This is a genomic window from Gordonia liuliyuniae, from assembly GCF_021739025.1.
GTDB lineage: Bacteria > Actinomycetota > Actinomycetes > Mycobacteriales > Mycobacteriaceae > Gordonia > Gordonia liuliyuniae.
On record NZ_JAKKOT010000002.1, the window covers coordinates 598,685 to 624,846 of the forward strand.

Below are 26,162 nucleotides of genomic sequence, written 5' to 3' on the forward strand. Positions count from 1 at the left end.
TGCAGGGCCGGTCAGAGGATCTGGTCGAAGGCCTTCTCTTCGACGCGGCGGGTGATCCGCCAGCCGTCCGCGGTGCGGACGAACGCGTCGACGTACCAGATTCCGCAGTACATGACCTGTTTCGGCTCGTCGGACAGGACCATCGGGTTGAAGCACATGGTCCGCCCGGTCGCGGTGTCGCCGTCGATCGACAGATCGAAGTTGCCGAGCATGTGGGCGTACGCGGGGAACCTCGGCAGGATGTCGGCCAACCACGCCTTCACCTCGGGGAACGGTCCCTGTGTGCCGCCGGAGGCGCTGTAGTCGATGTAGGCGTCGGGCGTGAACAGTCGGTCGAGGTCATCGAAGCGGCGCGAATCGATCGCCGTCGAATAGTCGATCATCAACTGCTGGATCTCGAAGCGGTCTGAGATCTCCTGCAACTCCATCATGTGGGCGCCAACCTCCATCCGCGTCCGGTCATTCGCCTGCGGTCTCGGCTTCGGCCTGTTCTTTCGCCCGACGACGGTCTGCGTGCAACGACCGGACCCGGCGCTCCTCACGGAGCACCTCGACATGCTGCTCCCGTTCCGCGGCGAGCCAGTCGGGCATCTCCGCGAGAAGCGCGTTGATCTGTTCTGTGGTCAGTGCCTCGGTGATCTCGCCGCGCACCAGCCCGGAATTCGAGATGCCGAGCTTGCCCGCGACGAGATTCTTCGGGTGTGGGCCGTTGGCACGCAGGTCCCGCAGCCACTGCGGTGGATCGGTCTGCAGTGCAGCGAGTTCGGTACGACTGATGGTGCCATCGCGGAACTCGGCCGGGGTCGCGGGCAGGTACACGTCCAGCTTCTTGGCTGCGGTGGCCGGTTTCATCGACTGCGAACTCATGAGACCAGCGTATCGGGCGGTAGCCTCGTTTCGTGAGCACGGCCGATACCCCGCAGCGTTTCCGCTTGGCCTATGTGCCGGGCGCGACCCCCGCCAAGTGGGTGCGGATCTGGCAGGACCGGAGGCCGGACGCACCCCTCGAACTCGTCCCGTTCGACGTCGCAGCGACGGCGTCGGCCGTCGCCGACGGTGCCGTGGACATGGCGCTCACGCGCCTGCCTGATGCCCTCGACCACGCCGATCCCGGCCCGCACCACAGCATTTCGCTCTACCAGGAGACGACAGTCGTCGTCGTCCCGAAGGATCACCTGCTGACCGCGGTCGACGAACTCACTCTCGCCGACATCGCCGACGAACAGTTCCTGTGGCCCGCCGACGAACCGATCATCGTCCCAGACCGTCCGGGCAGTGCCATCGCGCATCGACCCGAGACCACGGCGGACGCTGTCGAACTCGTCGCGGCGGGCGTCGGCCTCCTGGTGGTCCCGCAGTCGTTGGCGCGGCTGCACCACCGGAAGGACCTCGTCTACCGGCCGGTGACGGATGCGCCGACCAGTACCGTCGGATTGCTCTGGCCGGATCCCACCACACCTCTCGCCGACGAGTTCATCGGCATCGTCCGAGGTCGGCGCGCCACCTCGTCGCGCGGAGACGCTGAGCCCGCACCCAAACGGTCCGCCAGGGAGAAGGCCGCAGCCAAGCGCGCCGCCCGCGAAGCCGCCGGAAAGGTGCCGGGGAGAGGCAAGGGCGCGAAGCGCCGTCGCACCCGCTGACCCACACGTCAGCCTCAACGACAACAGAACTGGGGCTGCGACGACGCCGCGCCCACGTGCGAGCCGGCCTTGATCTCACTCACGGACTGCGCACACCTGGAACTCGGGGAATCTGTGGAAGCCCTCGGCGGGTCTGCTGACCATCCGCCACACTTCGACGAAGCCTGCGGCGGCTAGGGCGTCGACGATGGTGTCGGGGTGCCAGCGCCAGGCTCGCGAGACCGCGTGGTCGAACTCCCGCACGCCCGGCTCGTCGGACGACTGCCCGGCCAGCAGGATGATCGAGCCCGGTCGGAGACGGGCGGCCCAGTCATGCAAGGTCTCTCGGACGGCCTCGGGCGCCAGGTGGATGAGGCTGTACCGGGCGATGACACCGGCCGCCCGACCCAGATCGACGGTGCGCAATGACGCGTCGTCGTCGACGGCGTCCAGGTCGGGGTGCGCCTGGCGAGCCTGGTCGCGCATTCCGCGGCTCGGGTCCACGGCGGTGACCGCGAACCGCGCCGTCTTCAGGTATGCCGCCACGTGTCCGATCCCGCAGCCGACGTCGACGACCCCGGTGCCAAGGCCTGCGGCGCGGACGTGGACGGCGAACGCGTCGACCGCAGACTGCTCCAACGGCGACTGGAACGCACCCTCGATGAGTTCGGCGTAGGTCTGGGCGAGCACGTCGTATCCGGGTTGATGGCTCACACCGAGTATCTAACGTGGTGGGTGTCCGGGTACGCGACTCGGATGCCCAGATCGGTGGGGTGAGGCTCACACCAAGCTGCCGCAGTTTTGGCTCGGGAGGGGACTGGCCGCCCTACCGCTTCTGGACGCCCTGGAAGCTGATTGAGAGCTGCTGCGAACCGTCGCTGTTTAGAGGCCTGCCTGCAGGGTGATCCACGGGCCGAGCATCTTCGACAGCAAGGAACCTCCGCAATGCCAGATCGCCAGCAGGTCCACGTCGGAATCGACGTCGGCAAGACCGCACACCACGTGTGCGCCATAGACGAGAACGGATCAGTGATCGTCAGCCGCCGGGTCCTCAACGACCAGTGCGACCTCGAAGAGGTCATCTCCCAAATCGTCCCGGCAGAAAGAGAGGTCGAGGCCACTTGGGCTCTCGACCTCACCAACGAACTCGCCGCCATGGTGATCACCACACTGCTCAACAGCGGTCAGACAATCAAGTACGTACCCGGGGTACTGGTCAACAGCATGTCTCGGACGTTCCGCGGTGAAGGCAAAACCGATGCACGCGACGCGAAAGTCATCGCCGAAACCGTCCGACTACGCGGCGACCTCGCCACCGTCAGCGGGCCAGACGGGCTCGTCAACACTCTCACCATCTTGACCAGCCACCGCGAAGAACTCAACGCCGAATGGGTAGCAGGGGTCAACCGGATCCGGTCACTGATCGTATCAATCTGGCTCTTCGCCTTTGAGAGTGCGTAGCTGATGTCCGGCGGTGTCGGCGGTGACCACAAGATGTAGGCGGGCCCTGGGGTGTGAGTATGAGAGTTCCTACACACCACACTCACACGACCAGGACCCATGGACGAGCCTACTTGCGCTGTTGCTGACACGATCTGCCGAACCATCGAACTTGGCGTCGCGATTACCGGAGCGGGGATCGATCGCGACGGTTCTACGCATATCTTCTGCGAGGTTCGCGATCCTGATCCGAGATGCCCCGAGTGCGCAACTGCAGGTCAAGCACGGGATCGAGTCGACCGGGTCTTGACTGACGCCCCGGCGGCCGGGCACCGGGTTCTGCTGCACGTGGCGGTCCCACGCTTCGTCTGCCACGCTGCGGACTGCTCGAAATCGATCTTCCGCGCTGACATCAGCGGCATTGTCCGGCCCCGAGCGGCGGTCACGAGGCGGACAGAACGTTGGATCCTGCGGCGCATTGTGATCGACAAGATGAGTGTGGCGGCCGTCGCCGCGAACCTCGGGATCGCCTGGAAGAGCGTCAATCAGATCGCTGTCGATGCGGCCCGCGGACTCGCCTACGATGGCGGTCATCTCGACGGTGTCCGCCACCTCGGTGTGGACGAACACAAGTGGAAACACGTGCGCGGACAAGGCGATTCAAGCTGGGTGACCGTGCTGATCGACCTGACCCCAGTCATCGACTGCACCGGTCCGGCCCGGCTGCTCGACATGATCGCCGGACGGTCCAAACAAGTCCTAAAAACGTGGATGACTGCCCGCGACCAGCGGTTCCGGGATCGAGTGAAGGTCGTGGCGATGGACGGGTTCACCGGCTACACGAGCGCCACCGCCGAAGAACTCCCGAAGGCCCGGATCGTGATGGACCCGTTCCACGTCGAGCTTCTCGCCGGCGAGAAGCTCGACCGCTGCCGCACTCGCATCCAACAGGCCACCTGCGGCCACCGTGGCCGCACAGGCGACCCCCTCTACAGAATCCGACGGATCCTGCATACCCGCACCGACCTGCTCACCGACAAGCAGAAGATTCTGCTGTTCGAGTCGTTGACCAGCCACGATGAACACGTCGCAGTCGACGTCACCCACCAAGTGTATTTGCAGGTCATCGCCGCCTACGAGCATCCGCGCCGTCGCGAGCGCAAGAAGCTGATGTGGAAGATCCTCACACGAATCCGCGCCGGCCTGCCTCCCGGCCTGGACGAGTTGGCTCAACTCGGCCGCACCCTGTGGAACCGCCGCAAGGAAGTCCTGGCCTACTTCGACGTCGGCGTCTCCAACGGACCCGTCGAAGCCATCAACGGACGCCTGGAACACCTACGCGGCATCGCACAAGGCTTCCGCAACCTCGACCACTACATCTTGCGGTCACTACGACACTCCGGACAACTCGCCGAACGCATCAACGCACTCTGAAATCCGAAGAGCCACAAATCGTGGCTTGCGTCACGTCGATCGGACATGAAGTCATCCTCAGCGAAGAGAACGTCGACGGCGACGATCTCATCACTCTCGAGGTCGACGACATGCTGATCGACATGGAGCACGAGCAAGCCCTTCGAATGTGGGCATCACTCGGCGCCATGCTCAAAGACATCCCGAGTCGACGGTGCATGACTAAGTGTGAGGTACCCCAGGTGATCTCGCTACCTCTGCCAGGGCTCGCCGGGTGAATTGAACGACGATAGGAGGCGCGGGCGCTCTCCTCCGACCAGCGAGAGGGGTTCGCCTGTCGGAGGCCGACCAGCCTCCTGTCGTCGCTTGGCGCCCGATCCTCGATAGGCAACAGGGGACCACCGCGGAGCGAGCGCAGCTTTCGTCAGCTCGAAAGGCACCGAAAAGACCGATCCGTGCAGCAGGCTACGGAAACGGTCCGTATTGCAGGAACCGTCGTATCCAAGGGTGGCGCTCCATCCATGCACTCATTCGGACACCGTTCTCGCTCTCGGCCTGCTGACGCAATCTCCCTTCGAGGAATTCGCGCATTCTCGAAAATATTCCACTTTTCCCCTCGGGGTTATTCGCACTCAATTCTTCCACTCCCTTTTCCTTTTGCTGTTGCCGCGACCCAGAGATCAACTGCGTTACCAATAATGCAGGCCACACCGATGCCGATTATAATTGATGAGAATATCGCACTGTCACCAATTGTGTATCTGAATGAGCCAAAGGAAACGAGCCCGACTCCCGCGGCGATACATAGCGAGGAGAAGACAAGCCCGGGGAGGAGCCAACGCAATAGGGCGATAACCCCTATAGCCACCAGAACAATAAGTGATAGCCACACTCCAGAGCCGATGGGCTGCGGATCGCGGAATATCCAGGACACTAGAACGCCGACTCCTATAAAGGCCAGCGCAACGACCACTATTGAGGCCACATGCTTGGGCGCCAACGTCGGCACATCTCGATCGTCTGCCATCTTCACCTTCTCGCCTCCCTATACCAGATCTCGGATGTCAGACTGCCCACCGTTTGGGCCTTGCGCCGAGTCGGGGTTATGATCTGGCCCACCCTGCCCCGGGGTGGGGCTTTCCTGGGGCTCCTTTTTCGGATCTTGCGCGAACGCTCCACCGTCACCCTCGTCCCCTTCGGTGCCGGACCCGCTTCCATTATGATCCGACTGGTCCGGCTGTTCCGTACTCCCCCCAAGATCTGGTTGTTCTGGTTGTTCCGGCTGGGTTGGTTGTTCTGGCTGGGCTGGTTGTTCCGGCTGGGTAGGTTGTTCTGGCTGGGCTGGTTGTTCCGGTTGTTCCGGCCGGGCTGGCTGTTCGGGTTCCGGGTCCGTAGGATCAGGCGCCTTCTGTGGGTGCCCGTCCAAGCCATTCTTCCACTCGAAGAACCCTCTAAGGAATGGATCCGTTAGGAATTCCTTAGCGCCCTCCGTAAGGAACTTCGATAGAAGCTTCCGAAGCACGCCCCAAACAGCCTGACCGAAGATCAGCTCGCCCAGGGATCTCGCTGCGAGGCCAGCCAGCCATGCAGCCGCCCCGGCAAGTGCGGTCTCTGGAAACGCCGCGAGAATACCTATTGCAAGTAGTGTCGTAATTGCCACCATGAGGATTGATTTCCCAATGACGCCCAGGACTCTTCCTGACGTACCCTTAAAGAGCCCTCCACCGACACAGCCGCCGTCGTCGTGGTGGCCTAGGATGCAGAATCCCATCTTTTGGATGGACCGTGTCCCTTCGTCTGGCGAAGGGTTGCGCAGGTTGAAGTTTCTGGGGCTCTCTGGGTTGTGGTTCGGCAGGGTCTGGACATCGGCCGGCGTGGGCTTGAGGTCCGGAATCGTCGAATCGGGGGCGGTGCGGTCAGGTGAGCCGGTCGAACCGGGGGCAGTCGTCCGGTACGGGTCGGATGGCTGATCGCCACGTGAGTCGGATTCTGATCGCTGCGCGCCCTGGGTAGGAACAATCGGTGTCCCGTTACCCTCCCCAGCAGATGGTCCCGCGTCTCCTCCGATAACCGGACCATTGCCCGACGGTGCGCCCGGTGCGTTCGGGGTGGTCGGCTGAGTGGGCATGGTCGGTGGCGGTGTGTAGGTCGGCACCGATATGCATGGCCAGGCCGGTCCATGCTCGGCGCGCATCTGGTCACACAGCGCATCGGCGCTCGCGCGGCCGGCGCCGAATCCCGACACTAGGACAGCGATCATCGCAGCGAGCAGGCCGACGCAGACGGTCACTGAGACCGCTTGCACCGTCCGGCGCCTACCTCCTGACCGACGGCCAGAGTTTCTGCTCACGCGCGATCGCCCAAGCACGTCTGGACAGACATCGTCTATCGCTGCGTCAGCATGATTGCTTCGCATCTTCACGCGCTCCTTACGAACGTGCCTGTCACCAAATGCCAGGTCATAGCAGGTGCGGCTTGCCGTAGAGGTTGAAGGTGTTGTCGTTGGCCTTAGTCGTCATGGCCACACGCACATACGCCCGTACTGCCGGGCGGGCGCCCACGCACCCGGAGATCTCCACGCGGACCCCGTCGAGCCGGACACCCGCCGCAGGACCCGCGAGAGCCTTCTGTCCGAACGGGACATCGACCGACACCCCGTTCTTGAGCGTTGTCGAGATGTTCGGCATGACCTGCGCGCCTAGAACGACGGCGGGCGGATACGAGATCGACATCTGGGCAGTCGGACCAGCAGTAATCCCGACGTTCACACCGTCCATCTGCCACTGACAGGACACCTGAAACCCGGTCGAGACTACGGCCGCGTCCACTGGAACTTTGCCCGATCCCGAGATCTCCGCGGCACCACGAAGGGACAGGAATGCTTCATACGATCCATGACCGCGACTGAGCGCCGGCACGCTCCTGATCTTCTCCCCAGACTTCGATAGCTTCACTGTCCAAGCATCGTCGGAATGCTTGGATAGTGACTGATCGGCAAACGCGCGGGCGGGTCCGGCCGACGCCTCACCGCCGCCAGCAAAACCTACAAACGCAACAAGCACCGCACCAATGACGCCAAAAACTCTCTTCGCCGAGACTCCCCTTGGGGGCAGTAGTATTTCGACGTTCTAAAGTACATACAGGGCTGTGCGATGATCTTAAAGGCCCCCGCAGCCCTGGCTGATTCCTCCCTGAACCGCCGAACTGGACAGTCTGGACGGTACGCCCGGCCTAGTGTCGGAGCAATCGCACGGCAAATAGTGTGACAGGCATCATACTTCGAATCCAACGGAAGCCGGTGGGGCGTCTTGCTACTCAATGAACCGCAAACTGCGCCCCAACTACTAGCGGTTCTCAATCAGCGCGGGCCTAGCCTGGCCGAGCCTAGGCTAGCGGGGTTCGCGGACACAGCGTCGTTCCCGAACGCGCGCAGCGGGCACAGCTCGAAGACACTCGGCGACTGAGGGCCCACTATCCCGCGTCGACGATCGGAACCGTGTCCGGATCGGCGACGGGTCGTGGACAATAGCGATGTTTGGACGATCGATGGTCACATATCTACCCGATGGAGTTGCCACCGCGATTGAGAGTCCTCCTCGCGATACGCACGAGATCGGCTGCCGGGCCGCGGAGTTCGCGCGGCGGACGCCAGACGGCGCGCAGCGAACGAGTCAGGTCGAGACCGTCGACGTCCACGGTCCGCACGGTGCCCGACCGAGCGTCGCCGGCGATCGCGAGGGTGCTCAAGACGGCGGGGCCGACGCCCGCAGCCACCGAGGTGCGGATCGCGGCGCTGCTGCCGAGCTCCAGGAGTGGGTCGGCCTGCGCATAGCCGGACAGGGCATCGTCGAGTGTCGTCCGGGTGCCCGAGCCCGGCTCCCTGACGAGGAGGGGAGTCGAGGCGAGCTCTTCCGCGGTCACCGTCCGTCGCCGCCTCGTCCAAGGATGATCGGGCGGGACCACCAGGACGAGACGGTCGCGGGCGACAACGGTGCTGCACAGGTTGGACGGGACCGTCGGCGACTCGACGAAGCCGAGGTCGCACGCGTCGTTCGCGAGCGAGACGAACACGGTTGACGAGTTCTGCACGCGCAGGTGGACGGTGACTTCGGGGAACCGGCCGCGGAACTCGCCGAGCCACCGGGGGGAGCAGATGCTCGGCGACGGTCATCGACGCGCCGACCGTGAGCTCGGCGGTGTGGTCGGTGTGCAGGCCGGAAGCGACGTCGAGCAGCCGTGTCGCGTCATCGAGGGTGCGCCGCGCCCAGTGCACGAGAACGGTGCCCTGGGGAGTGAGCGTCGAGCCGGCGGTCGCGCGCTTGAGCAACGGGACTCCGAGCTGTCGCTCCAGACGGCCGATCGATCGGCTCGCATTCGGCTGCGCGATGCCCGACGCACGCGCCGCCGCACTCAGGCTGCCGTGATCGTCGACGCCGACGAGTAGTTCGAGTGCGCCGAGGTCGAGCGATCGCAAGTCCACGCGATCACTGTACCTGGGTAGATGCGAAATTGATATGGTGCCGACATATCACATCGATATGTATATATATCGAGAAGTCGGGTTCCAGTCGGAGGTCGATCTGCCGAAGCTGAATACATGACGATCCTCAAGACGCAGATGTCCGGTGCGGCTCCCGGTCTGGTGTTCGCCGCCCTCGGAACCGCGTGTGCGGTGGCGATCAACACGGTGCTGCCCGCCGTCAGCCCGCTGTTGATCGCGATCGTGCTCGGGGCGGTGTGCGCGAACGTCGTGGCGTTGCCCGCGGCGATCCGACCGGGTTTGGCGATCGTGTCGAAGGGTGTCCTGCGCGTCGGCGTGGCGCTGTTGGGACTCCAACTCGTTCTCGGCGACATCCTCGGTCTCGGATTTGGGGTGATCGCCGTGGTCGTCGTCGTGGTCGGCGGTGGAATCGCCGGGACCCTCTGGATCGGAAAACGCCTCGGCATTCCCTTCAGTCAGCGACTGCTCATCGCGTGCGGCAGTTCGATCTGTGGTGCGGCCGCAGTCGCTGCCGTCGACGGCATTGTCGACGCCGAGGAGGAAGACGTGGCCGCGGCCATCGCGTGCGTCGTTGTATTCGGCACGCTGATGATTCCGACGCTGCCCTTCCTGGCGCACTTGTGCGGGTTGTCCGACGCCGACGCCGGAGTGTGGGTCGGCGGGTCGATCCACGAGGTCGCGCAGGTGGTCGCCGCAGGCGGAATGATCGGAGGCAGCGCGCTCGCCATCGCGGTCGTCGTCAAACTGGCGCGAGTCGTGATGCTCGCTCCGGTGCTGGCGGTGATCAGTATTCGTCAACGTTCGGCGAGCGGCGACGGCGGGAACCGCCCGCCGCTGGTCCCGCTGTTCGTACTCGGCTTCCTCGCCTGCGTGGCGCTTCGTTCCTGCGGCATTCTGCCCGACCGCGTGCTCGACGTGGGCGAGCAGATCCAGGTGTTCGCACTGACCGGCGCCATGTTCGCGCTCGGTGTCGGAGTTCGACTTTCGTTGTTCCGATCCGTCGGTTCGCGGCCATTCCTCTTGGCGGCGTGGGCGACGGTGCTCGTCGGCGCCCTCGGTCTGGGAGGCGCGCTCATCGTCGGGTGACTCCAAGCGCGATGAAGTAAGCGACAATTCCGCCGATGCGTAATTGTCGGACCCTGTTGCTAGTCTGCAGTCAGAAGGTAAGAACAGGTCCTGACCAGTGGAATCGATGGATTCGAGGGGGTGGTTTCGGTGAGTGAGTCAATATCCGACGACGTTCTCCCGGAGTCGCCTGTCGCTCTGCTGAAATTGATGAACGCGGCCGCCGCGAAGCTGAACGACGTCTCGTTCACCTCGGCGGCGGCCGGGGATCTGCTCGTTGCGGCGGAGACCAACGAGCAGATGCGCGCTCGTGTGGAGGCGGCGACGACGGGTCTGATGATCGAACTGTCGGATCGTTTCGCGTTCCAGGCTCAGGGCTATATGACGGTGCAGAAGTATCTGACCAATGGGCTGCGGTTGGGAGTGCGTGAGGCGAATGCGCGGATCGCGTTGATGTTCGCGACTGGCGAGTTTCGGTCGGTGGTCGGTGATCGGCTTACGGCGCGTAATCCGGCGGCTGCGAGGGCTTTGCGTGATGGTGTGATCAATCGTGGGCATGTCGCCGAGATCTCCGCGGTGATCGACAAGATTCCCGCCCGGGTCGATCCCGACACGGTCGCTGCCGCTGAAGCGCAACTGGCTGAAGTTGCTCGGACGCTCTCCCCGGAGGGGGTTCGCACGGCTGGGCGGCGTCTGCTCGGCCATCTCGACCCTGATGGGGAGCTGACCGATGATGCCGATCGTCGACGGACTCGGGGGTTCACGCTGGGGCCGCAAGATGCGCGGCTGATGTCGACGTTGCGGGCGTCGATCACTCCGGCGTTGCGGGCCAAACTCGATGTGGTGCTTGGCGCGTGGGCTGCGCCCGGGATGAACAACCCGGAGGACCCGGAGTCGCCGCATGGCGCTGTGGATCGGGGCGATCTGGATGAGGCCGTCCTGATCGCGGCGCGCGACCGCGACACTCGTACGACGGCGCAGCGCAATCATGACGCGCTGGCCGCGATGGTCGATTTCGTCCTCGGTCACGGCGCGTTGGGGCGCCCGGATCGGCTGCCGGCCGAGCTGGTGGTGACGGTTACTGATCAGGAGTTGGCCGCCGACGCCGGGGTCGCGTTGACCGCGACCGGCGCGCACATCCCGGTGAAAGAGCTCGTCGAGTTGGCTGCTCATGCGGTGCCGCGTCTGGCGGTGTTCAAGAACGCCACGTCGGAGGTGTTGTATCTCGGGCGTGGTCGGCGGTTCGCGTCGAAGGCCCAGCGGTTGGCGATGTTCGTCCGCGACCGTGGGTGCACCGCTCCCGGTTGCAATGTTCCGTTCTCGCGCACCGAAGCCCACCATGTGGTGCGGTGGGAGAACGGTGGTCGCACTGACCTGGTGAACCTCGGCGCCGCGTGTGGCAGACACAACCGCGCGGAAGGTGTCGGTCCCGGTAAATGGGAGACGGCCATCGTCGCCGGCAGGGGAGTCAATGTCGGTCGGGTCGGGTGGCGGCCGTCTGGAAGCGCTCGCGGTTGGCAGGTCAATCCGATCCATCACATCGGGCAGTGTCCGGGTCTGCTTCCGCACGGTCCGCCCCGCGGGGCGAGTTCGGCCGTGGAGACCCTGCTCTCCCGCCTCCTCTCCGCCGCCTGAGCCGGCGTTCCCTCGACCAGCTGGGGCGAGCGCCGGGCACAGGTGCGCGGGCGGATACGCCTATGCGCGCCAGCCGTCGACGACTGCGGTCGCCGCCCGCGCAGGGTCAGCTGCTGACGGCCAATGCCCGCGACTTCCAGCAACTCGTCGTCCGGTTCGATTCCCGCTGCTCGGCGCGGGACCCCATCTCCCCAAGTGGAGGGGATTCGTCAAGCGCTCCGCGGACAAGAACGCGGTCGGGCTCTGGCATGAGACCTATGTGATCGGGTGCAGCGACGTCGTCCCAGCGCATGGCGGTGTGAGTGCGGATCTTCCCGGCTGTGCCGTCACGCGATCGGCAGGTCGCCTTCGGCGTCGCGGAGGAAATCGCCGCTGACCTTCAGTGCGGGCGTCGAGCTGTCGCCGCCGACGACCAGAGTCGCGAACGCGAGATCGTCGACGATGCCTGCGAACCAGCCGTGCGAATGCTTGTTGTCGCCGAACTCAGCGGTCCCCGTCTTGCCGCCGAGCCCCGGAATGTCGCGCAGACTCGTCGCCGTCCCCGACATGACCGCTTCCCGCATCGCCGATCGGATCGGGGTCGCGACGTCGGCGGGAATCGTGGCGCGCTCGGTGTTCGACCCGGTGCGCAGCCCGTCGATCAGCGTGGGAGTTACCGTCTTCCGGTCCGCCAGCGACGCCTCGACGACCGCCATCCCGAAGGGCGACGCCGTGACCGCCCCCTGCCCGATACCGCTCTCCACCTTCTTCGCCGGAGTGTCGGCCGTCGGCACCTCTCCGGTGATCGTCGTCAGACCCGGCACCGTGTAGTCGACGCCCAGGCCGAAGGTGCGGGCCGTGTCGGCGAGATCAGTGTCGCCGAGCCTCGTCGACAACCCGGCCATCGTCGTATTGCACGAGCGAGCGAATGCAGTGTGCAACGGGACGGTGCCGAGATCGAACTCGTCCTCGTTCGGGATCTTCCGATCGCCGAACGTCTGCGTTCCGGGGCAGGCGAGCCGGGCGTTCGCCGTGGTCACCCCCGCTTTCAAGGCGCTCGCCGTCGTGATCGTCTTGAACGTCGACCCCGGCGCGTACAGGCCGGTCAGTGCGATCGGTCCGTCCTCGTCGGCCGCGGAATTCTGGGCCACGGCCAGGATCCCGCCCGTCGACGGCCGGATCGCGACAATCATCGCGGGACGCTTCTCTTCAGCGACGGCGTCGTTCGCCGCCTGCGTAAGCGCGACGTCCAGCGTGGTGCGCACCGGAGCCGGAGTCCTACCGGGGAACTTCTGGACATCGCTCGTAGGCTCGCCGTCAGCGTTCACCACGGTGACGGCGGCGCCCGCCGCTGCGTCGACCACCGTCCGCCAATGCTCTTCGAGGCCGCTCGTCGCAGGCGACCGCAGATTCTTCTCCGCGGTCAACAACCGCCCCTCGGTACGCGTCGTCACACCGTCGATGCGCTCGAGCGAACCGACCCGTTTCGCATCCGCTGCACGCAGCGCGACGACCGTCTGCGGACCCTGCTTCCCGCGAAGCCCGGCACGGATCGACGACGCGGACACCTCCGGTGCGACCGCCTTCAGCTTCCCCGCCAGCGCAGACGCCGACGCCGATTCGGCCGACTCCGATTTCCCGGCGTCGAGCGACACGACCGTCACCGTCTGCCAGGTGAGCAGCGGACGGTTCTGTCGATCCGTCACCGGAGTGTCGAAACTCTTCAGGTCGCTGTACAGCAGGCGGCCGCCCGCTTGGAGACTCCGGTGAATGAGGGTCGGCGACCACGTCACGTGGTCGCCCGACGTCTCGACTGGCGTCCGGTAGGTGACCGTGCGGTCCTTCGGGAGCGTCCATGTCCACGTGAACTCGGTGTCGTCGTCGTTCACCGAGACGTCCGCGGTGGCCTCGCCCATCCCGTCGAACGTGTCGGTGAACGCCTTCCTCGCGGTAGGTCCCTCGGTCGTGGTTTCGGCCGCCGCGACCGGATCGTGGCCGGTCAACGCGCCGGCGAGCCTCTCGGTGGGTGACTCATCGGATCCGCAGGCGACGCCGAAGCCTGCTATGAGCGCCACGACCGTCGCCGCGGCGATGCGTCGCGTCGTGATCAGCACGGTCGCCCGCGTTCGATGACGACGGCCCGGATGTGTCGAAGCATGTCCATGCCCCGAATCTAACCTGTCGGCGACTTCGTTGACGTGACGCACACCACGCCCTACGATATGACATCAATCAGAAAATGTATGACGTAAAGGTGAATGTGATGAGATTGGGAAGCCGTGCTGTCGTGCTCGGAGGAAGCGTCGCGGGAATGTGCGCGGCAGGCGCCGCCGCCGAGTACTTCGACGAAGTGCTCGTCCTGGAACGCGATGTGATCCCCGAGGACGCCGAGCACCGCCGCGGTGTGCCGCAGAGCAAACATCCGCACTTCCTGCTCAACTCCGGCCGCCGCGCGATGGACCGGATCTTCCCCGGATTCGAGGACGCGCTCATCGAGGCGGGCGCACTGCACATGATGCCGTCGCAGGCCGCGGCTCACTGCGAGGGCGCCGGCTGGGTCCCGCGCGGGGAAAGCACCATGTCGATGGTCTACTCGTCACGGCTCCTCATCGAGCGGACGCTCCGGGCCAAGCTCGCCGACGTGTCGAACGTCGAGGTCGAGGAGGGCGTGGCCGTCGTCGGACTCGAGACCGTCGGGGGCGGCTCCGACGCCGGACGGGTCACCGGCGTCTGGGTCACTGGACGCGAGACCGGATCGAGCCGAGACCTGGTGGACGCGGACCTCGTCATCGACACCCTCGGCCGCGGATCACAGGTCTCCAAGTGGCTGACCAAGGCAGGTTGGTCCGAAACGCCGATCCAGTCGCTGGACGCGGGCGTCACCTATACGTCGCGCTGGTACCAGAAGCCGGCCGACCTGCCCGACTGGTGGTGGTGGGCGCAGATGTCGGTGATGCCCACGGCCGAGACCCGACCGCATCCGCCCGAGCACGATTTCCTCTGCCAGATCTTCCCGATCGAAGGGGACCGCGTCCTGGTGACGATGGGTTCGTGGGGCCATCCGATGCCGCGCGAGGACGAGGAATTCGTCGAGACCGTCCACAAACTGCGGGCGCCGGCGTTCGGCCAGGCCGTCGATCTGTGCGAGCCGATCTCGGACGTGTTCGTCACGAAGTCGACGGGGAACCGTCGCAGGCGGTACGACGAGCTGGAGAACCCGCCCGCCGGCCTCGTCGTGATCGGCGACGCCATCTGCGGATTCAATCCGTTCTACGCGCAGGGTATGAGCTCGGCGAGCAAGTGTGCGGTGCTGCTGGCCGATCATCTGCAGGGCGCGTCGGCGGTGGACGGAGCGTTCACCAAGAACTACTTCGCGGCCCAGCGATCGCTGCTCGACGACATCTGGACGCTCGCCCTGGCCCGCGACCAGGGTTACGCGAACGCGGAGGGTACGGAGCTCGCCCCGCAGTGGCGGCAGCGGCTCGCGTTCCGCGGGGCATGGCCGATCTTCAACCACATCTCGGCGACAGTCCGCGAGGACGCGAAGGTCGAAGAGCACTTCACCGCGGTGTTCAACCTCGACGAGTCGGTCACCGACATGGTCAAGAGCCCACGCGTCCTGTTCGGGCTCGCCCGGCACGGGGTGAAACGACTGTTCGGCCGGACCCGACTGCCGATGGGCTTCGACTGCGAACTTCCCCCGCCGTCGGACATCTGGCGCGACGGCGTCCCGACGCCGGGCGGCCGCGCCCAAGTCATTCCGCGGGGCGTCGACCCGCGCAGCCTGGCGCGGGCGTAGGGGGCGACGATGGCCGTCTGCGACCCGGACACTCCGGCATTCGTCATCACCCGGTATCTCGGTTTCGTCTGTGAGGACGCGAACCCGATCGTAACCCTGCGCAATCCGCTCGATCTCGCGAATTGGACGCTGCCGATCCTCGAACTCCTGATCGTCGTCGGCGCGATCCTCGCGCTCGTGCACGCCGTGCGCAGGCTTCGCCGCGACGGCGACCCGACGAACCTCGCACTGTGGTTCGGGTCGCTGGTCTACCTGTTCATCATCGAACCGCCGCTGTACTTTCCGGAATGGTTCGGCATGCAGGACGCGATGGGCTTCATGTTCGCCCACAACGTCTTCACCGTCGACCTCATGTACGACAGACTGCCGCTCTACATCGTGTGCTTCTATCCGGCGATGAGTCAGGTGGCCTACGAGATCGTCCGCGCCCTCGGCTTCTTCGATGGCGGTAAATGGTCGGCGCTGCGCGGTTCGGTGGTGTTCGGTCTCGTCTACCAGGTGTTCTACGAGATCTTCGACCAGCTCGGACCGCAACTGAAATGGTGGGCGTGGAACGTCGACGAGCCGTTCTACGGCGCGCAGCCCGACGTCCTCGGGAATCCATCGGCCGTCCCGTTGTTCGAATCGGTCCCGTGGAGCAGCGCGTGGCTGTTCGCGACCGTCTCGTTCGCGGTCCTGACGTTCATGTGCGTCGTCTTGGTGAAGAATCCGACGACCCAGGGTCGTTCGGTTAGGGGCTGGTCGCTCACCTGGCGGATCGTCGTCGCAGGTGCGGTCGCGGTGGTGTCCATGCCGCTGCTGTCGATCACCACTGCGGTCTTCGGGCGGGGCGACGGAGCGAACCTGACCGCGCAGACAGTGGTGTTCGCGATCCAAGTGTTCGGTGTCTGGGTGATCGGACTGGCTCTGCTCGCGTGGCAGCTGCGTCGTCTGCCTGCGACGTCGGCCCGACCGGCACGCGAGGCTGCGCCGTTCCTACGCTTCTTCCCCTGGCTGTTCCTCGGCGTGCACGCGGTCCTCTGGATCGTCGTGCTGCCGTCGTACTTCGGGGCCGTAGACGGCGTGACCGGCTCCGACGCCTCGCCGGAGTCCGGGACGCCGACCGGCAGCCTCCCGTACGTGATCGGCTGCTATGTGATCGCGATCGGGGTTCTGACCCTCGCCGTTCGACGCGGCAGAGCCGAGCGTGTCGAGTCCGCAGAGTCCGATTCGGCGTCGGACGAGACGGCGACGACCGTGTGAGAACATGGCCGGTGTGAGGACTCGTGGTTGGCAGGGGGATCTGCCGCAGAGCGCCGATGAGGCCCGTGATCGGATCCTTCAAGCGGCCACCCGTTGTGTCGAACGGTTCGGGTTGCGAAAGACGCGTCTGGGCGACGTCGCCGAAGAGGCAGGCGTCACCCGGCAGACCGTCTACCGCTACTTCTCCTCGGTGCACGACATGCTCGCGGCTGTCGCCGCGGCCGGGGCCGGCGACTTCCTCGACCGGATGGGCGAGGAACTGGGGTGGGTGGAGACCGTCGACGACGCGATCACCGAGACGATCCTCTACTGCCTGCGCCGACTCCCCGAGGAGCCCGCCCTCGGGCTCATGCTCCGCGAAGGCGAAGGGGAGTTGTTCACGCGGGAGGCCACGTCGTCGGGCGCCGTCGCACTCGGTGCGGAGATGCTGCGCCGACTGAACGTCGACTGGAACGGCGAAGGCTACGACAGCACCGCCATGGAGGGGCTGGCCGAACTCGTCATGCGGATCTGGTTGAGCTTCCAGCTCTACCCGAACCATCCACCCAGGTCCGACGACGAGCTGCGGACGTTCATCCGGACCTGGGTGTGCGGGTAGGCAGCTCGACAACAGAGTTGAGGCTGCGCCGTCGGTGAACTGCGGGTCGGTGAGTTATTCGAAGTCGGCACCGACGTTCGGGGGCGACGCCGCGAGGAGCGCGTTCTCGTCGTCGCTGAAGGTGCGTGAACGCGACAGGAAGCGAACGCCCTCCGGGGCTTCCAACGAGAAGCCCGCACCACGCCCGGGAACGACGTCGAGAATCAGCTGGGTGTGCTTCCACAACTCGAACTGGTCGCCGTTGATCCAGACACGGACCTCGGGGAGCGGATCGGGGAGGCCGATCGTGCCGACCAGCACGTCGCGTTGCCCGATCCGGTACTCGCCGACCGGATAACACATGGGCGCCGACCCGTCACAGCATCCGCCCGACTGGTGGATCATCAGACCGCCGTGCAGTTCGGAGAGCTTCGTGAGGAGTTCGACGGCGGACTCCGTCGCCGTCACCCGATCCGGGGTCTCAGACATGACCGTTGTCCTTTCACCATCAGTGTTGTGTTCGAGGTTAGGCGCCTCGACCCGGCTCGACAGCGGGTTGGTACTCGCCCGGGCCGGGGTCGCCGGCCCGGGCGAGGTCTAGGGGGCTTAGAAGAAGCCCTTGGCGCTCTGTGCGTAACCGACCAGCAGGTTCTTGGTCTGCTGGTAGTGGCCGAGCATCATCAGGTGGTTCTCGCGGCCGACACCGGACTGCTTGTATCCGCCGAAGGCGGCGTGCGCCGGGTAGTCGTGGTAGGTGTTCGTCCACACACGGCCGGCTTGGATGTCGCGACCGGCCCGGTAGGCGACGGCGCCGTTACGGCTCCACACGCCCGCGCCGAGACCGTACAGGGTGTCGTTGGCGATCGAGATCGCCTCGTCGTAGTCGGAGAACGATGCGACCGACAGGACGGGGCCGAAGATCTCCTCCTGGAACACCCGCATGTTGTTGCTTCCTGCGAACACGGTCGGCTGAATGTAGAAGCCGCCCGACAGGTCGCCGCCCAGGTCGGCGGGCTCGCCGCCGGTGAGGATCTTCGCGCCCTCCTCCTTGCCGATCGCGAGGTAGGAGCGGATCTTCTCCCACTGGTCGCTCGAGGCCTGCGCGCCCATCATCGTGTCGGTGTCGAGCGGGTTGCCCTGCTTGATCGAGGCGACGCGTGCGACAGCCTTCTCCATGAAGTCGTCGTACATGCCCTTCTGAACGAGGGCACGGCTCGGACACGTGCAGACCTCGCCCTGGTTGAGGGCGAACATCGAGAAGCCCTCCAACGCGCGGTCGAGGAAACCGTCGTCGGACGACATCACGTCGTCGAAGAAGATGTTCGGGCTCTTGCCGCCCAGCTCGAGGGTGACGGGGATCAGGTTCTCGCTCGCGTACTGCATGATCAGGCGGCCCGTGGTGGTCTCACCGGTGAACGCGATCTTGCGAATCCGGTTGCTCGACGCCAGCGGCTTGCCGGCCTCCACACCGAAACCGTTAACGATGTTGAGGACACCGTCCGGCAGCAGATCGGAGATGAGGCTCACCAGGTAGAGGATCGACGACGGCGTCTGCTCGGCAGGCTTCATGACGATGGCGTTGCCCGCTGCGAGCGCAGGCGCCAGCTTCCACGTCGCCATCAGGATCGGGAAGTTCCACGGGATGATCTGTCCGACGACACCGAGCGGCTCGTGGAAGTGGTAGGCGACCGTGTCCTTGTCGATCTCCGAGATGCCACCTTCCTGGGCGCGGATGGCGCCCGCGAAGTAGCGGAAATGGTCGACGGCGAGCGGAATGTCGGCGGCGAGCGTTTCACGGACCGCCTTGCCGTTCTCCCACGACTCGGCGACCGCGATCTTCTCGAGGTTCTCTTCGATGCGGTCGGCGATCTTATTGAGGATCACCGCGCGCTCGGCGACCGACGTCTTGCCCCACGCGGGCGCTGCGGCGTGTGCGGCGTCGAGCGCGAGATCGATGTCCTCAGCGGTCGAACGAGCGACCTCACAGAATGTCTGGCCGTCGACCGGAGACGGATTCTCGAAGTACTGGCCCTTCACGGGCGGCGTCCACTTGCCGCCGATCCAGTTGTCGTAGCGGGACTCGAAACTCATGACCGAACCGGTGGTGCCGGGCTTCGCGTAGACAGTCATCGCTGACTCCTTCTCATGTCGCTTTGCAGGACGGTTAGTGATGTGAGGCACACAGTAGGCTCGAGATGGTTGCAGTGACGTTGCAACGGCGCAACTGACGGCAGGGCGATCACTCACGGAAGACTCAGGTGACATGGCCTAGCATCGACGCGATGCCTACTCCGACTACAGCGCGCGCTCGGACGTACGCGATCATCGCGGCTGTGGCCGGGACGATCGCGATCGCAGCAGCGGTAGCTACACCGTTCCTGCCGGTCACCCAGCACGATGCGGCCATTGACTGGCCGACCGGACAACAGCTCGACCCCGCGAACGGGTCGATCGTCGCCCCGTTGGCCACGCAAACGCCCGCAGGGCTCGATGTGACGATCGGGCGCGACACGCTCATGCAGGACGAGTCGACGACGATCGTCTCGACCATGCCGTCGTCAGCCGAAGGGTTCCGCGACAACGCGCTCGCGATCACCGCCTCGCCCCGTGGCGCTTCGGTCGTCGTCCGCGGCGTCGAGGTCGCGTCGGCCACCCGCGGTGAGCTCGCAGACGTCGACCGTCTGCACGTGTGGACCGACGGCCCGACGGTGTTCGCGCAGTTCGTCGGTCTCGGACCAGCCGCCACGGATGAGGACGCGCAGAAGCCGCTCGTCGCGGGCGTGTTCACCGGGCTCGACGCGGCGCAGGTCGGAGCGGCACAGCAGTCGGGTCTCGCCGTGCACGTCGACGTCGACAACCGGTTCGATCTGACGCCGACGATCCTCAAGTGGCTCGCCCTGGTCGTCGGCGTGATCGCCGCCGCGATCGCGTTGTTCGCGGCGTACCGACTCGACGTGCTCGGCGGCTACCGCCACCGGTTCGCTCCCAAAGGTCGTTGGCGACTCCTGATCCCGCGCACTGCGGACATCCTGGTGACGGCCGCGCTCGTCGTCTGGCATTTCCTCGGAGCCGGATCGTCCGACGACGGCTACATCCTGACGATGGGTCGCAACGCCGACGACGCCGGATTCCTCGGCTCCTATTATCGCTGGTTCAACGTGCCCGAAGCGCCGTTCGACTGGTACTACTCGTTCCTCGGTCACTGGGCCGAGATCTCGACCGCGACCGTGTGGATGCGGCTGCCCGCACTCGTCGCGGGCCTGGTGTCGTGGTTCATCCTGTCCCGTGTCCTCCTGCCGCGTCTCGGCGTCGCGCTGCGCCGCTCCCACCTCGCCGTCCTCACCGCGGCGGCAGTGTTCGTGGCATTTTGGATGCCGTTCGCGAGCGGTCTGCGCAGCGAGACCGTCATCATCCTCGGTTCGCTCCTCACCTGGTGGATGGTCGAGCGCACCGTCGCAACGCGTCAACTCCTGCCCGCGGCGCTCGCCGCCCTGTTCGCCGGCCTGACGATGGCCGTCGCACCGCATGGGATCATCGCGCTCGCCGTCCTCATCGCAGGCAGCAGGCCCATGCTGCGGGCGGTGCGCGCCCGCCGCCGCGACGTCGGGCTGGTGGCGCTCGTGGCACCGGTCGGCGCCGCGTTCGCGTTAGTCGTGCTGATCGTCTTCCGTCAGCAGACCATCGCGACCGTCGCCGAAGCCATCCGCGTCCGGTACACGGTCGGGCCGACCGCCACCTGGTACCAGGAACTGCTGCGCTACTACTTCCTGACGCTCTCGCACGACGACGGGGCCCTCGCCCGCCGTCTACCCGTCCTGATCTTGGTCCTCGCGCTGCTCGCGACGCTCGCTGTGCTGTTGCGGCGCAAGCACATCCCCGGGATTGCGCGCGGTCCCGTCTGGCGTCTGGTCGGCGCCACCCTGCTGACCGTCCTGCTCCTATCGTTCACGCCGACCAAGTGGACCGTCCAGTTCGGCGTCTTCACCGGACTCGGCTCCGCTCTCGCCGCCGTCGTGGTCGTCGTGATGGCGCAGCAGGCGCGTCGCAGCGCCCGCGACTTCTGGATCTACCTCGCTGCGTTGATGCTCGCGTGCGCCGGGGCGACGGCCGGAGCCAATGCGTGGGGCTGGGGTTTCGACCTCGGAATCTCGTGGTCGGACAAGATCCCCAGCCTGGCCGGGCAGCCGCTCCCGACGATCATCCTGGTCCTCACGGGAATCTGCTTCCTCGCCGCGATCTGGTGCCATGTGCGTCCGCCCCGCCCCGTGGCGGAGCGGTCCGGCTGGCGTGCCGCGATGCGGTCGGCGCCCATGCTGATCATCGTCGTCGCGCTGCTGCTCGCCGAGTTCGCGCTGTTCGCGCGGGCCGCAGTCGTCCGCTCGGACACGTACACCCACCTGTCCGCCGACCTGCGTTCACTCACCGGCGACACGTGCGGCATGGCCGACGACGTCCTCGTCGAGCCCGACTCGAACGCGGGCATGCTCACGCCGATCGGCACCGACAGCGCGTCGAAGGCGCTGGCCGGCGATGAGCGCGGGTTCTCCCCCGACGGTGTCGCCGACGACCTGGTCCCCGAGAACATCGGGATCGGCGCGGGCACCATTCATACCGGGCGCAAGGTCTCGCGGTCGTTCTCGGTGACCCTCGGAACGCCCGGCACCACCGGTGGGCGCGGCCCGACGACCGTCAACGGGTCGACGGCCGCCCTGCCGTTCGGCCTGAATCCGGCGACCACACCGGTCCTCGGCAGTTACGGCTATGACGACGGCACCGCGACGTTGACGTCGTCGTGGTACCGACTGCCCGCGCGTGACGTCTCGCCGCTCCTGGTGATCTCGGCTGCCGGATCGATCCACTCGATCGACGAGGACGACGCGAGTCGTCCCGGGCGGTCGCTGATCGTCGAGTTCGGCCGGGCAGGCGCCGGAAACGAGTTCCAGACCATCTCGCAGGTGATCCCGATCGACCCCGACTGGGGAGCGAACCGCCCGTGGCGCAACCTGCGGATCCCGATGGCTGATGTGCCGAAGGACGCGACCGCGATGCGGATCGTCGCCGACGACTCCAACGTCAATCCCGACGAGTGGCTGGCGATCACCCCGCCGCGCGCACCGCGACTGAAGACGCTCGACACGGTCGTCGGCCACGAGCAGCCGGTGCTCCTGGACCTGTCGGTCGGCGCCCAGTTCCCGTGCCAGCAGCCGATGACCGCGCACCGTGGCGTGTTCGACGTGCCTGCCTGGCAGATCGCGCCCGACCAGATCACCGCCGGGTCGAAGTCGAAGTCGTGGCAGCACATCTCCGGCGGCGGCATCGAGGGAGTCGTCGACGCGGCCACCGCGCCGTCCACCGCCTCCACTTATCTGGAGAACGACTGGCATCAGGACTGGGGCGCGTTGATCAAACTGACGCCGTTGATGCCCGACGCGCCGCAGGCGCACGTGAGCACCGATACGAGCACCGGCTGGGGCTGGCACCGGACCGGACCGATCAGGGCGGTGGAGCCGAGTGAGTGAGCGGTCGGAACCTATGAGCGAAGTGGAGAACGTGGACACGCCGCAGGAGGACGTTGCCGCCGGGTCGACCGGACCTGGCGCGCGCACCGTGAAGATCGCGAAGATCGTTGCGGTCGTGGCGGGTGCGCTCGGCGCGCTGCTCGCCGTGATCGCCCCGATCCTGCCGGTCTCGTACACGCAGACCGAGCTGAACTGGCCGCAGGCCACCGAACAGGGTGCGTCGCCGGTCGTGCAGAGTGTCGCCGCACCCAACGTCTCGTACGTGCCGGTCGACATGGACCTCGCCGTGCCGTGCCGTCTGGCCGCCGACCTCCCGAAGGACGGTGGCGTCCTCCTGTCGACCGTGCCCGCGCCCGGTGAGGACGCGGGGACCGTCGGCCTGTTCGTGCGTGCGACCGCCGATCGGATCCTGGTGACCCAGCGCAACGCAGTGGTCCTGAATGTGCCGCGCACCGACGCGCAGCGGTCCGCCGACTGCCGCATCGTCGTGCACGCCGACACCGACGGCACCCGCGGCGCCGTGGAAGGGTTCGCCGACGCGAACTCGCAGACGACGTTCGACGTGCCCGACCCGAACTCGCGTCCGCAGATCATCGGCGTCTACACCGACCTGCCGAAGACGGCGGCGACCGACGGTCTGAGCTTCCACTCGACCGTCGACACCCGATTCATCTCGAGCCCGACGACATTGAAGGGCGCGCTGCTGATCCTCGGCGTCCTGCTGACGATCGCGTCGATCGTCGCGCTCGCGGTCCTCGACGCCCGTGACGGCAAGAAGCTGCGCCGCATGTTGGCGCGTGGCTGGTGGCGTCCCCGTGTCCCGGATGTGCTGGTGACCGCCGTGCTCATCGTCTGGTTGTTCATCGGCGGCAACACAGCCGACGACGGATACCAGGTGACGGTGGGGCGGATCGCTCCCGGCGCAGGCTATCTCGACAACTATTATCGGTATTTCGGTGTGCCGCAGGATCCGTTCGGTTGGCACTACCAATACCTCTCGCTGTGGATGCAGGTCAGCACCTCGGTGCCGTGGCTGCGTCTCCTGCCGCTGCTGTTCGGCCTCGCCGGATGGTTCCTGATCAGCCGGTTCGCCCTACCTCGGTTGGGCCGCGCGGTCCGCACGTCGCACGCCGCGTACTGGGCTGCCGCCCTCGCGTTCCTCGCCGTCTGGCTGCCGTTCAACAACGGTCTGCGCGTGGAGCCCGCCATCACCGTCGGTGTGCTCGCCACCTGGATCCTCGTCGAACGCGGAATCGCGACGGGCCGCCTCGTGCCGTGGGCGCTGGCGATCATCGCCGCGGCGTTGACGTTGACGATCCACCCGGTCGGGGCGATCGCCGCCGTCGCGTTGCTCGCCGGACTGCGTCCGCTCATCGCGCGTCTGCGGACGCGCAGCGGCCGTGACGGGTGGCTGCCCATGCTGGTGCCGCTCCTCGCGTCCGGACTGGCGGTCCTCTACGAGATCTTCGCGGACCAGACGATCGCGTCGATCATCGAAGGCGTTCGCGTCCAGGGCATCGTCGGTCCCACCAACAAATGGTGGAACGAAGGCATGCGCTACTACGTGCTGCTCAATCCGACTCCGGACGGTTCCATCGCGCGCCGTATCGGCATCTTCGTGACAATCCTCGCGGTCTTGCTCATCGTCCTCGTCCTGCTGAGCAGACGACGGGTGCCCGGCGTCCCCAGTTCGCCGCTGTGGCGGCTGGTCGCCGTCACCGCGGGCGCCGTCGTCGTCCTGGCGTTCGTCCCGACGAAGGCGACCCACCAGTTGGGCGCCATCGCGTGTCTGACGGGGGTTCTCGCGGCCGCCGCGACCGCGATGGTGCGGCCGGCGGTGCTGACCCGTCGCTGCAATCGGACGTTCTTCGCCGCCGCTGCCGCGTACGCGCTCGCCGTCGCCTTCGCCGGACGAAACCAGTGGTGGTACGTCGGCAGTTACGGGATCCCGTGGGCCGACGACACCCCGCACATCGGCGGCGTCGGCCTGTTCTGGCCGATCCTGGCGGTCGCGGTCGCGATCACACTGCTGGGCGTGTGGCAGTACTACCGCGACGACCAACTCGACCAGAGCGGGAAGGCTCCGATCCCGGCGAACACCGGTCTCATCGGCCGGATGCCGACGTACTCGTTGTCGATCGTGTGCGCCATCGTCCTGCTCTTCACCTTCGCCTCGTTCGCGAAGGCCGCGCGAAGCGACTCGTGGACGTGGACCAGTTCGAACATCGACTCGTTCCGGGGCAAGCCGTGTGCCCTCGCCGAGGACGTGCTCGTCGAAGCAGACCCGAACGAGGGCCTGCTCGCGCCTGCCGACGTCGCGGGGCAACGTGACGTCGGTGTCGGAGCCGCGCTGGCCGGCGAGTCCGAGGGCTTCGCCCCGGACGGTGTGTCAGCTCATCTGGACGCCGACGCCGAGAACTCCGACTCCGGCTCCGACGACGACGATTCGAGTGGAGCGATCCAGCAGTCGAGCGACGAGGACGCCGACGACTCGTCGACGGACTCCGGATCGGGCGACACCGGGGGCGGTACCGTCGGCACCCGCGGCGTCAACGGTTCGGCCGTGAAGCTGCCGTTCGGACTCGATCAGAAGCGGGTGCCCGTGCTCGGCACCTACGGAGCCCCGGACAGTCGTGGGCACTTGACGTCCGACTGGTACGGCCTGCCCGAACGCAGCGACGACGCGCCGCTGGTGACCATGTCGGTCGCCGGACAGATCGAGTACATCGACGACCTGAACGTGCTCAACAGCGGACAGAAGGTCCGCCTCGAGTTCGGTCGAGTCGGCCGTGACGGGGCCGTCACGCCGGTCGCGTCGATGACGCCGTTGGATGCGGGCGGCGCCCCCGAATGGCGCAACCTGCGCTTCCCGTTGAAGGACGCGCCGCCACGCGCCACCGTGGTGCGAATCGTCGCCGACGACGTCTCGCCCGCCCCGAACCAGTGGGTGGCCGTCACACCGCCGCGGGTCACGAACTTGACGACGGTGAACTCTCTCGTCGGCAGCGAGGCTCCCGTCCTCCTCGACTGGGAAGTGGCGTTGGCGTTCCCGTGCCAGCGTCCGGCCGCGGCCGTCGACGGCGTTCTCGAAGTCCCGGAATGGCGGATCACGCCGGACGCAGAGGGTGAACGCGTCAACTCGCAGCGGTGGATGGCAGGCGACTACGGGGGTCCGCTCGGCATCACCCAGAACTCGCTGCGGTCCATCACCAAGCCCGGCTATCTGCGCAACGCGTGGGCCGAGGACTGGGGTTCCCTGCGCCGTCTGGTCCCGCTCGTCCCGCAGGTCACCGCCGAACTAGAGGTCAGCGAAACCAAGCACAACGGCCTGTGGACGCCCGGCCCGATGCGCCCGTACAAGAACTCGAACTGA

General features: G+C 66.2%; 19 protein-coding genes and 1 pseudogene. 11 read left to right on the forward strand and 9 right to left on the reverse strand.

Annotated elements, in window-relative coordinates; genetic code table 11:
* Positions 1 to 11 precede the first annotated feature (11 nt).
* Together L5G28_RS03800 and L5G28_RS03805 are read right to left on the reverse strand one after the other, a co-directional pair.
* A complete protein-coding gene (locus L5G28_RS03800; protein WP_237000356.1) occupies positions 12 to 431 on the reverse strand; it encodes a nuclear transport factor 2 family protein in 420 nt (139 codons plus the stop codon).
* Between the two features lie 28 nt (positions 432 to 459).
* Positions 460 to 852, reverse strand: coding sequence for a DUF5997 family protein (locus L5G28_RS03805; protein WP_236998219.1), 393 nt, complete (start codon positions 850 to 852; stop codon positions 460 to 462).
* Positions 853 to 899: 47 nt separating this feature from the next.
* Here L5G28_RS03805 and L5G28_RS03810 point away from each other — a divergent pair, with 47 nt between their 5' ends.
* Entirely contained in the window at positions 900 to 1,640 is a 741-nt protein-coding gene (locus tag L5G28_RS03810; protein ID WP_237000357.1) for a LysR family substrate-binding domain-containing protein, read from the forward strand.
* A gap of 75 nt (positions 1,641 to 1,715) precedes the next feature.
* On the opposite strand, the gene L5G28_RS03815 is transcribed toward L5G28_RS03810, so the two are convergent.
* The gene (locus L5G28_RS03815; RefSeq protein WP_237000358.1) at positions 1,716 to 2,333 is read right to left on the reverse strand and encodes a class I SAM-dependent methyltransferase; all 618 of its coding nucleotides are present in this window, start codon (positions 2,331 to 2,333) and stop codon (positions 1,716 to 1,718) included.
* 231 nt (positions 2,334 to 2,564) lie between these two features.
* On the opposite strand from L5G28_RS03815, the gene L5G28_RS03820 reads away from it, so the two are divergent.
* The 3 genes from L5G28_RS03820 (at position 2,565) to L5G28_RS03830 (ending at position 4,750) form a co-directional block, all read left to right on the forward strand.
* Positions 2,565 to 3,080, forward strand: a complete 516-nt coding sequence (locus L5G28_RS03820; protein WP_237000359.1) for an IS110 family transposase — start codon at positions 2,565 to 2,567, stop codon at positions 3,078 to 3,080.
* A gap of 99 nt (positions 3,081 to 3,179) precedes the next feature.
* Entirely contained in the window at positions 3,180 to 4,493 is a 1,314-nt protein-coding gene (locus tag L5G28_RS03825) for an ISL3 family transposase (RefSeq protein WP_237000360.1), read from the forward strand.
* 20 nt (positions 4,494 to 4,513) lie between these two features.
* Complete coding sequence (locus tag L5G28_RS03830) at positions 4,514 to 4,750, forward strand: hypothetical protein (RefSeq protein ID WP_236998060.1); 237 nt, start codon at positions 4,514 to 4,516, stop codon at positions 4,748 to 4,750.
* Positions 4,751 to 5,094: 344 nt separating this feature from the next.
* Here the strand turns inward: L5G28_RS03830 and L5G28_RS03835 are convergent, their stop codons facing one another.
* From L5G28_RS03835 to L5G28_RS03845, 3 genes and pseudogenes are all read right to left on the reverse strand, one after another.
* The gene (locus L5G28_RS03835; RefSeq protein ID WP_237000361.1) at positions 5,095 to 5,505 is read right to left on the reverse strand and encodes a hypothetical protein; all 411 of its coding nucleotides are present in this window, start codon (positions 5,503 to 5,505) and stop codon (positions 5,095 to 5,097) included.
* A gap of 1,426 nt (positions 5,506 to 6,931) precedes the next feature.
* Complete coding sequence (locus tag L5G28_RS03840; protein ID WP_308191940.1) at positions 6,932 to 7,534, reverse strand: MspA family porin; 603 nt, start codon at positions 7,532 to 7,534, stop codon at positions 6,932 to 6,934.
* A gap of 496 nt (positions 7,535 to 8,030) precedes the next feature.
* Positions 8,031 to 8,952 (reverse strand): annotated as a pseudogene (locus tag L5G28_RS03845) (LysR family transcriptional regulator).
* A gap of 117 nt (positions 8,953 to 9,069) precedes the next feature.
* On the opposite strand from L5G28_RS03845, the gene L5G28_RS03850 reads away from it, so the two are divergent.
* Both L5G28_RS03850 and L5G28_RS03855 read left to right on the forward strand, forming a co-directional pair.
* Complete coding sequence (locus L5G28_RS03850; RefSeq protein WP_237000362.1) at positions 9,070 to 10,059, forward strand: YeiH family protein; 990 nt, start codon at positions 9,070 to 9,072, stop codon at positions 10,057 to 10,059.
* 129 nt (positions 10,060 to 10,188) lie between these two features.
* Complete coding sequence (locus tag L5G28_RS03855) at positions 10,189 to 11,673, forward strand: HNH endonuclease signature motif containing protein (RefSeq protein ID WP_237000363.1); 1,485 nt, start codon at positions 10,189 to 10,191, stop codon at positions 11,671 to 11,673.
* Between the two features lie 326 nt (positions 11,674 to 11,999).
* On the opposite strand, the gene L5G28_RS03865 is transcribed toward L5G28_RS03855, so the two are convergent.
* Complete coding sequence (locus L5G28_RS03865; protein WP_372477172.1) at positions 12,000 to 13,760, reverse strand: penicillin-binding transpeptidase domain-containing protein; 1,761 nt, start codon at positions 13,758 to 13,760, stop codon at positions 12,000 to 12,002.
* Positions 13,761 to 13,915: 155 nt separating this feature from the next.
* Between L5G28_RS03865 and L5G28_RS03870 the strand changes: the two genes are divergently transcribed.
* From L5G28_RS03870 to L5G28_RS03880, 3 genes are read left to right on the forward strand one after another with little or no spacing between them, the layout of a single operon-like run.
* On the forward strand, positions 13,916 to 15,451 hold the full coding sequence (locus L5G28_RS03870) for an NAD(P)/FAD-dependent oxidoreductase (protein WP_237000365.1): 1,536 nt from the start codon (positions 13,916 to 13,918) through the stop codon (positions 15,449 to 15,451).
* 9 nt (positions 15,452 to 15,460) lie between these two features.
* Entirely contained in the window at positions 15,461 to 16,693 is a 1,233-nt protein-coding gene (locus tag L5G28_RS03875; protein WP_237000366.1) for a hypothetical protein, read from the forward strand.
* 13 nt (positions 16,694 to 16,706) lie between these two features.
* Entirely contained in the window at positions 16,707 to 17,291 is a 585-nt protein-coding gene (locus L5G28_RS03880; RefSeq protein ID WP_237000367.1) for a TetR/AcrR family transcriptional regulator, read from the forward strand.
* A 54-nt stretch (positions 17,292 to 17,345) separates the two neighbouring features.
* Here the strand turns inward: L5G28_RS03880 and L5G28_RS03885 are convergent, their stop codons facing one another.
* Together L5G28_RS03885 and exaC are read right to left on the reverse strand one after the other, a co-directional pair.
* Positions 17,346 to 17,759, reverse strand: a complete 414-nt coding sequence (locus L5G28_RS03885) for a DUF779 domain-containing protein (RefSeq protein ID WP_236998049.1) — start codon at positions 17,757 to 17,759, stop codon at positions 17,346 to 17,348.
* 117 nt (positions 17,760 to 17,876) lie between these two features.
* On the reverse strand, positions 17,877 to 19,400 hold the full coding sequence (gene exaC / locus L5G28_RS03890; RefSeq protein ID WP_237000368.1) for an acetaldehyde dehydrogenase ExaC: 1,524 nt from the start codon (positions 19,398 to 19,400) through the stop codon (positions 17,877 to 17,879).
* Positions 19,401 to 19,552: 152 nt separating this feature from the next.
* Between exaC and L5G28_RS03895 the strand changes: the two genes are divergently transcribed.
* Positions 19,553 to 22,789, forward strand: coding sequence for an arabinosyltransferase domain-containing protein (locus tag L5G28_RS03895; RefSeq protein WP_237000369.1), 3,237 nt, complete (start codon positions 19,553 to 19,555; stop codon positions 22,787 to 22,789).
* A 13-nt stretch (positions 22,790 to 22,802) separates the two neighbouring features.
* Positions 22,803 to 26,162 carry an arabinosyltransferase domain-containing protein gene (locus L5G28_RS03900; RefSeq protein WP_237000370.1) on the forward strand — a complete coding sequence of 1,120 codons (3,360 nt, stop codon included), beginning with the start codon at positions 22,803 to 22,805 and terminating at the stop codon, positions 26,160 to 26,162.

Excerpts from the sequence above, each read along its gene's own strand:
- L5G28_RS03800 (WP_237000356.1), bottom strand. The coding sequence starts at position 431 with ATGATGGAGTTGCAGGAGATCTCAGACCGCTTCGAGATCCAGCAGTTG.
- L5G28_RS03805 (WP_236998219.1), bottom strand. The coding sequence starts at position 852 with ATGAAACCGGCCACCGCAGCCAAGAAGCTGGACGTGTACCTGCCCGCG.
- L5G28_RS03820 (WP_237000359.1), top strand. The coding sequence starts at position 2,565 with ATGCCAGATCGCCAGCAGGTCCACGTCGGAATCGACGTCGGCAAGACC.
- L5G28_RS03825 (WP_237000360.1), top strand. The coding sequence starts at position 3,180 with ATGGACGAGCCTACTTGCGCTGTTGCTGACACGATCTGCCGAACCATC.
- L5G28_RS03850 (WP_237000362.1), top strand. The coding sequence starts at position 9,070 with ATGACGATCCTCAAGACGCAGATGTCCGGTGCGGCTCCCGGTCTGGTG.
- L5G28_RS03870 (WP_237000365.1), top strand. The coding sequence starts at position 13,916 with ATGAGATTGGGAAGCCGTGCTGTCGTGCTCGGAGGAAGCGTCGCGGGA.
- L5G28_RS03875 (WP_237000366.1), top strand. The coding sequence starts at position 15,461 with ATGGCCGTCTGCGACCCGGACACTCCGGCATTCGTCATCACCCGGTAT.
- L5G28_RS03885 (WP_236998049.1), bottom strand. The coding sequence starts at position 17,759 with ATGTCTGAGACCCCGGATCGGGTGACGGCGACGGAGTCCGCCGTCGAA.
- exaC (WP_237000368.1), bottom strand. The coding sequence starts at position 19,400 with ATGACTGTCTACGCGAAGCCCGGCACCACCGGTTCGGTCATGAGTTTC.
- L5G28_RS03895 (WP_237000369.1), top strand. The coding sequence starts at position 19,553 with ATGCCTACTCCGACTACAGCGCGCGCTCGGACGTACGCGATCATCGCG.
- L5G28_RS03900 (WP_237000370.1), top strand. The coding sequence starts at position 22,803 with ATGAGCGAAGTGGAGAACGTGGACACGCCGCAGGAGGACGTTGCCGCC.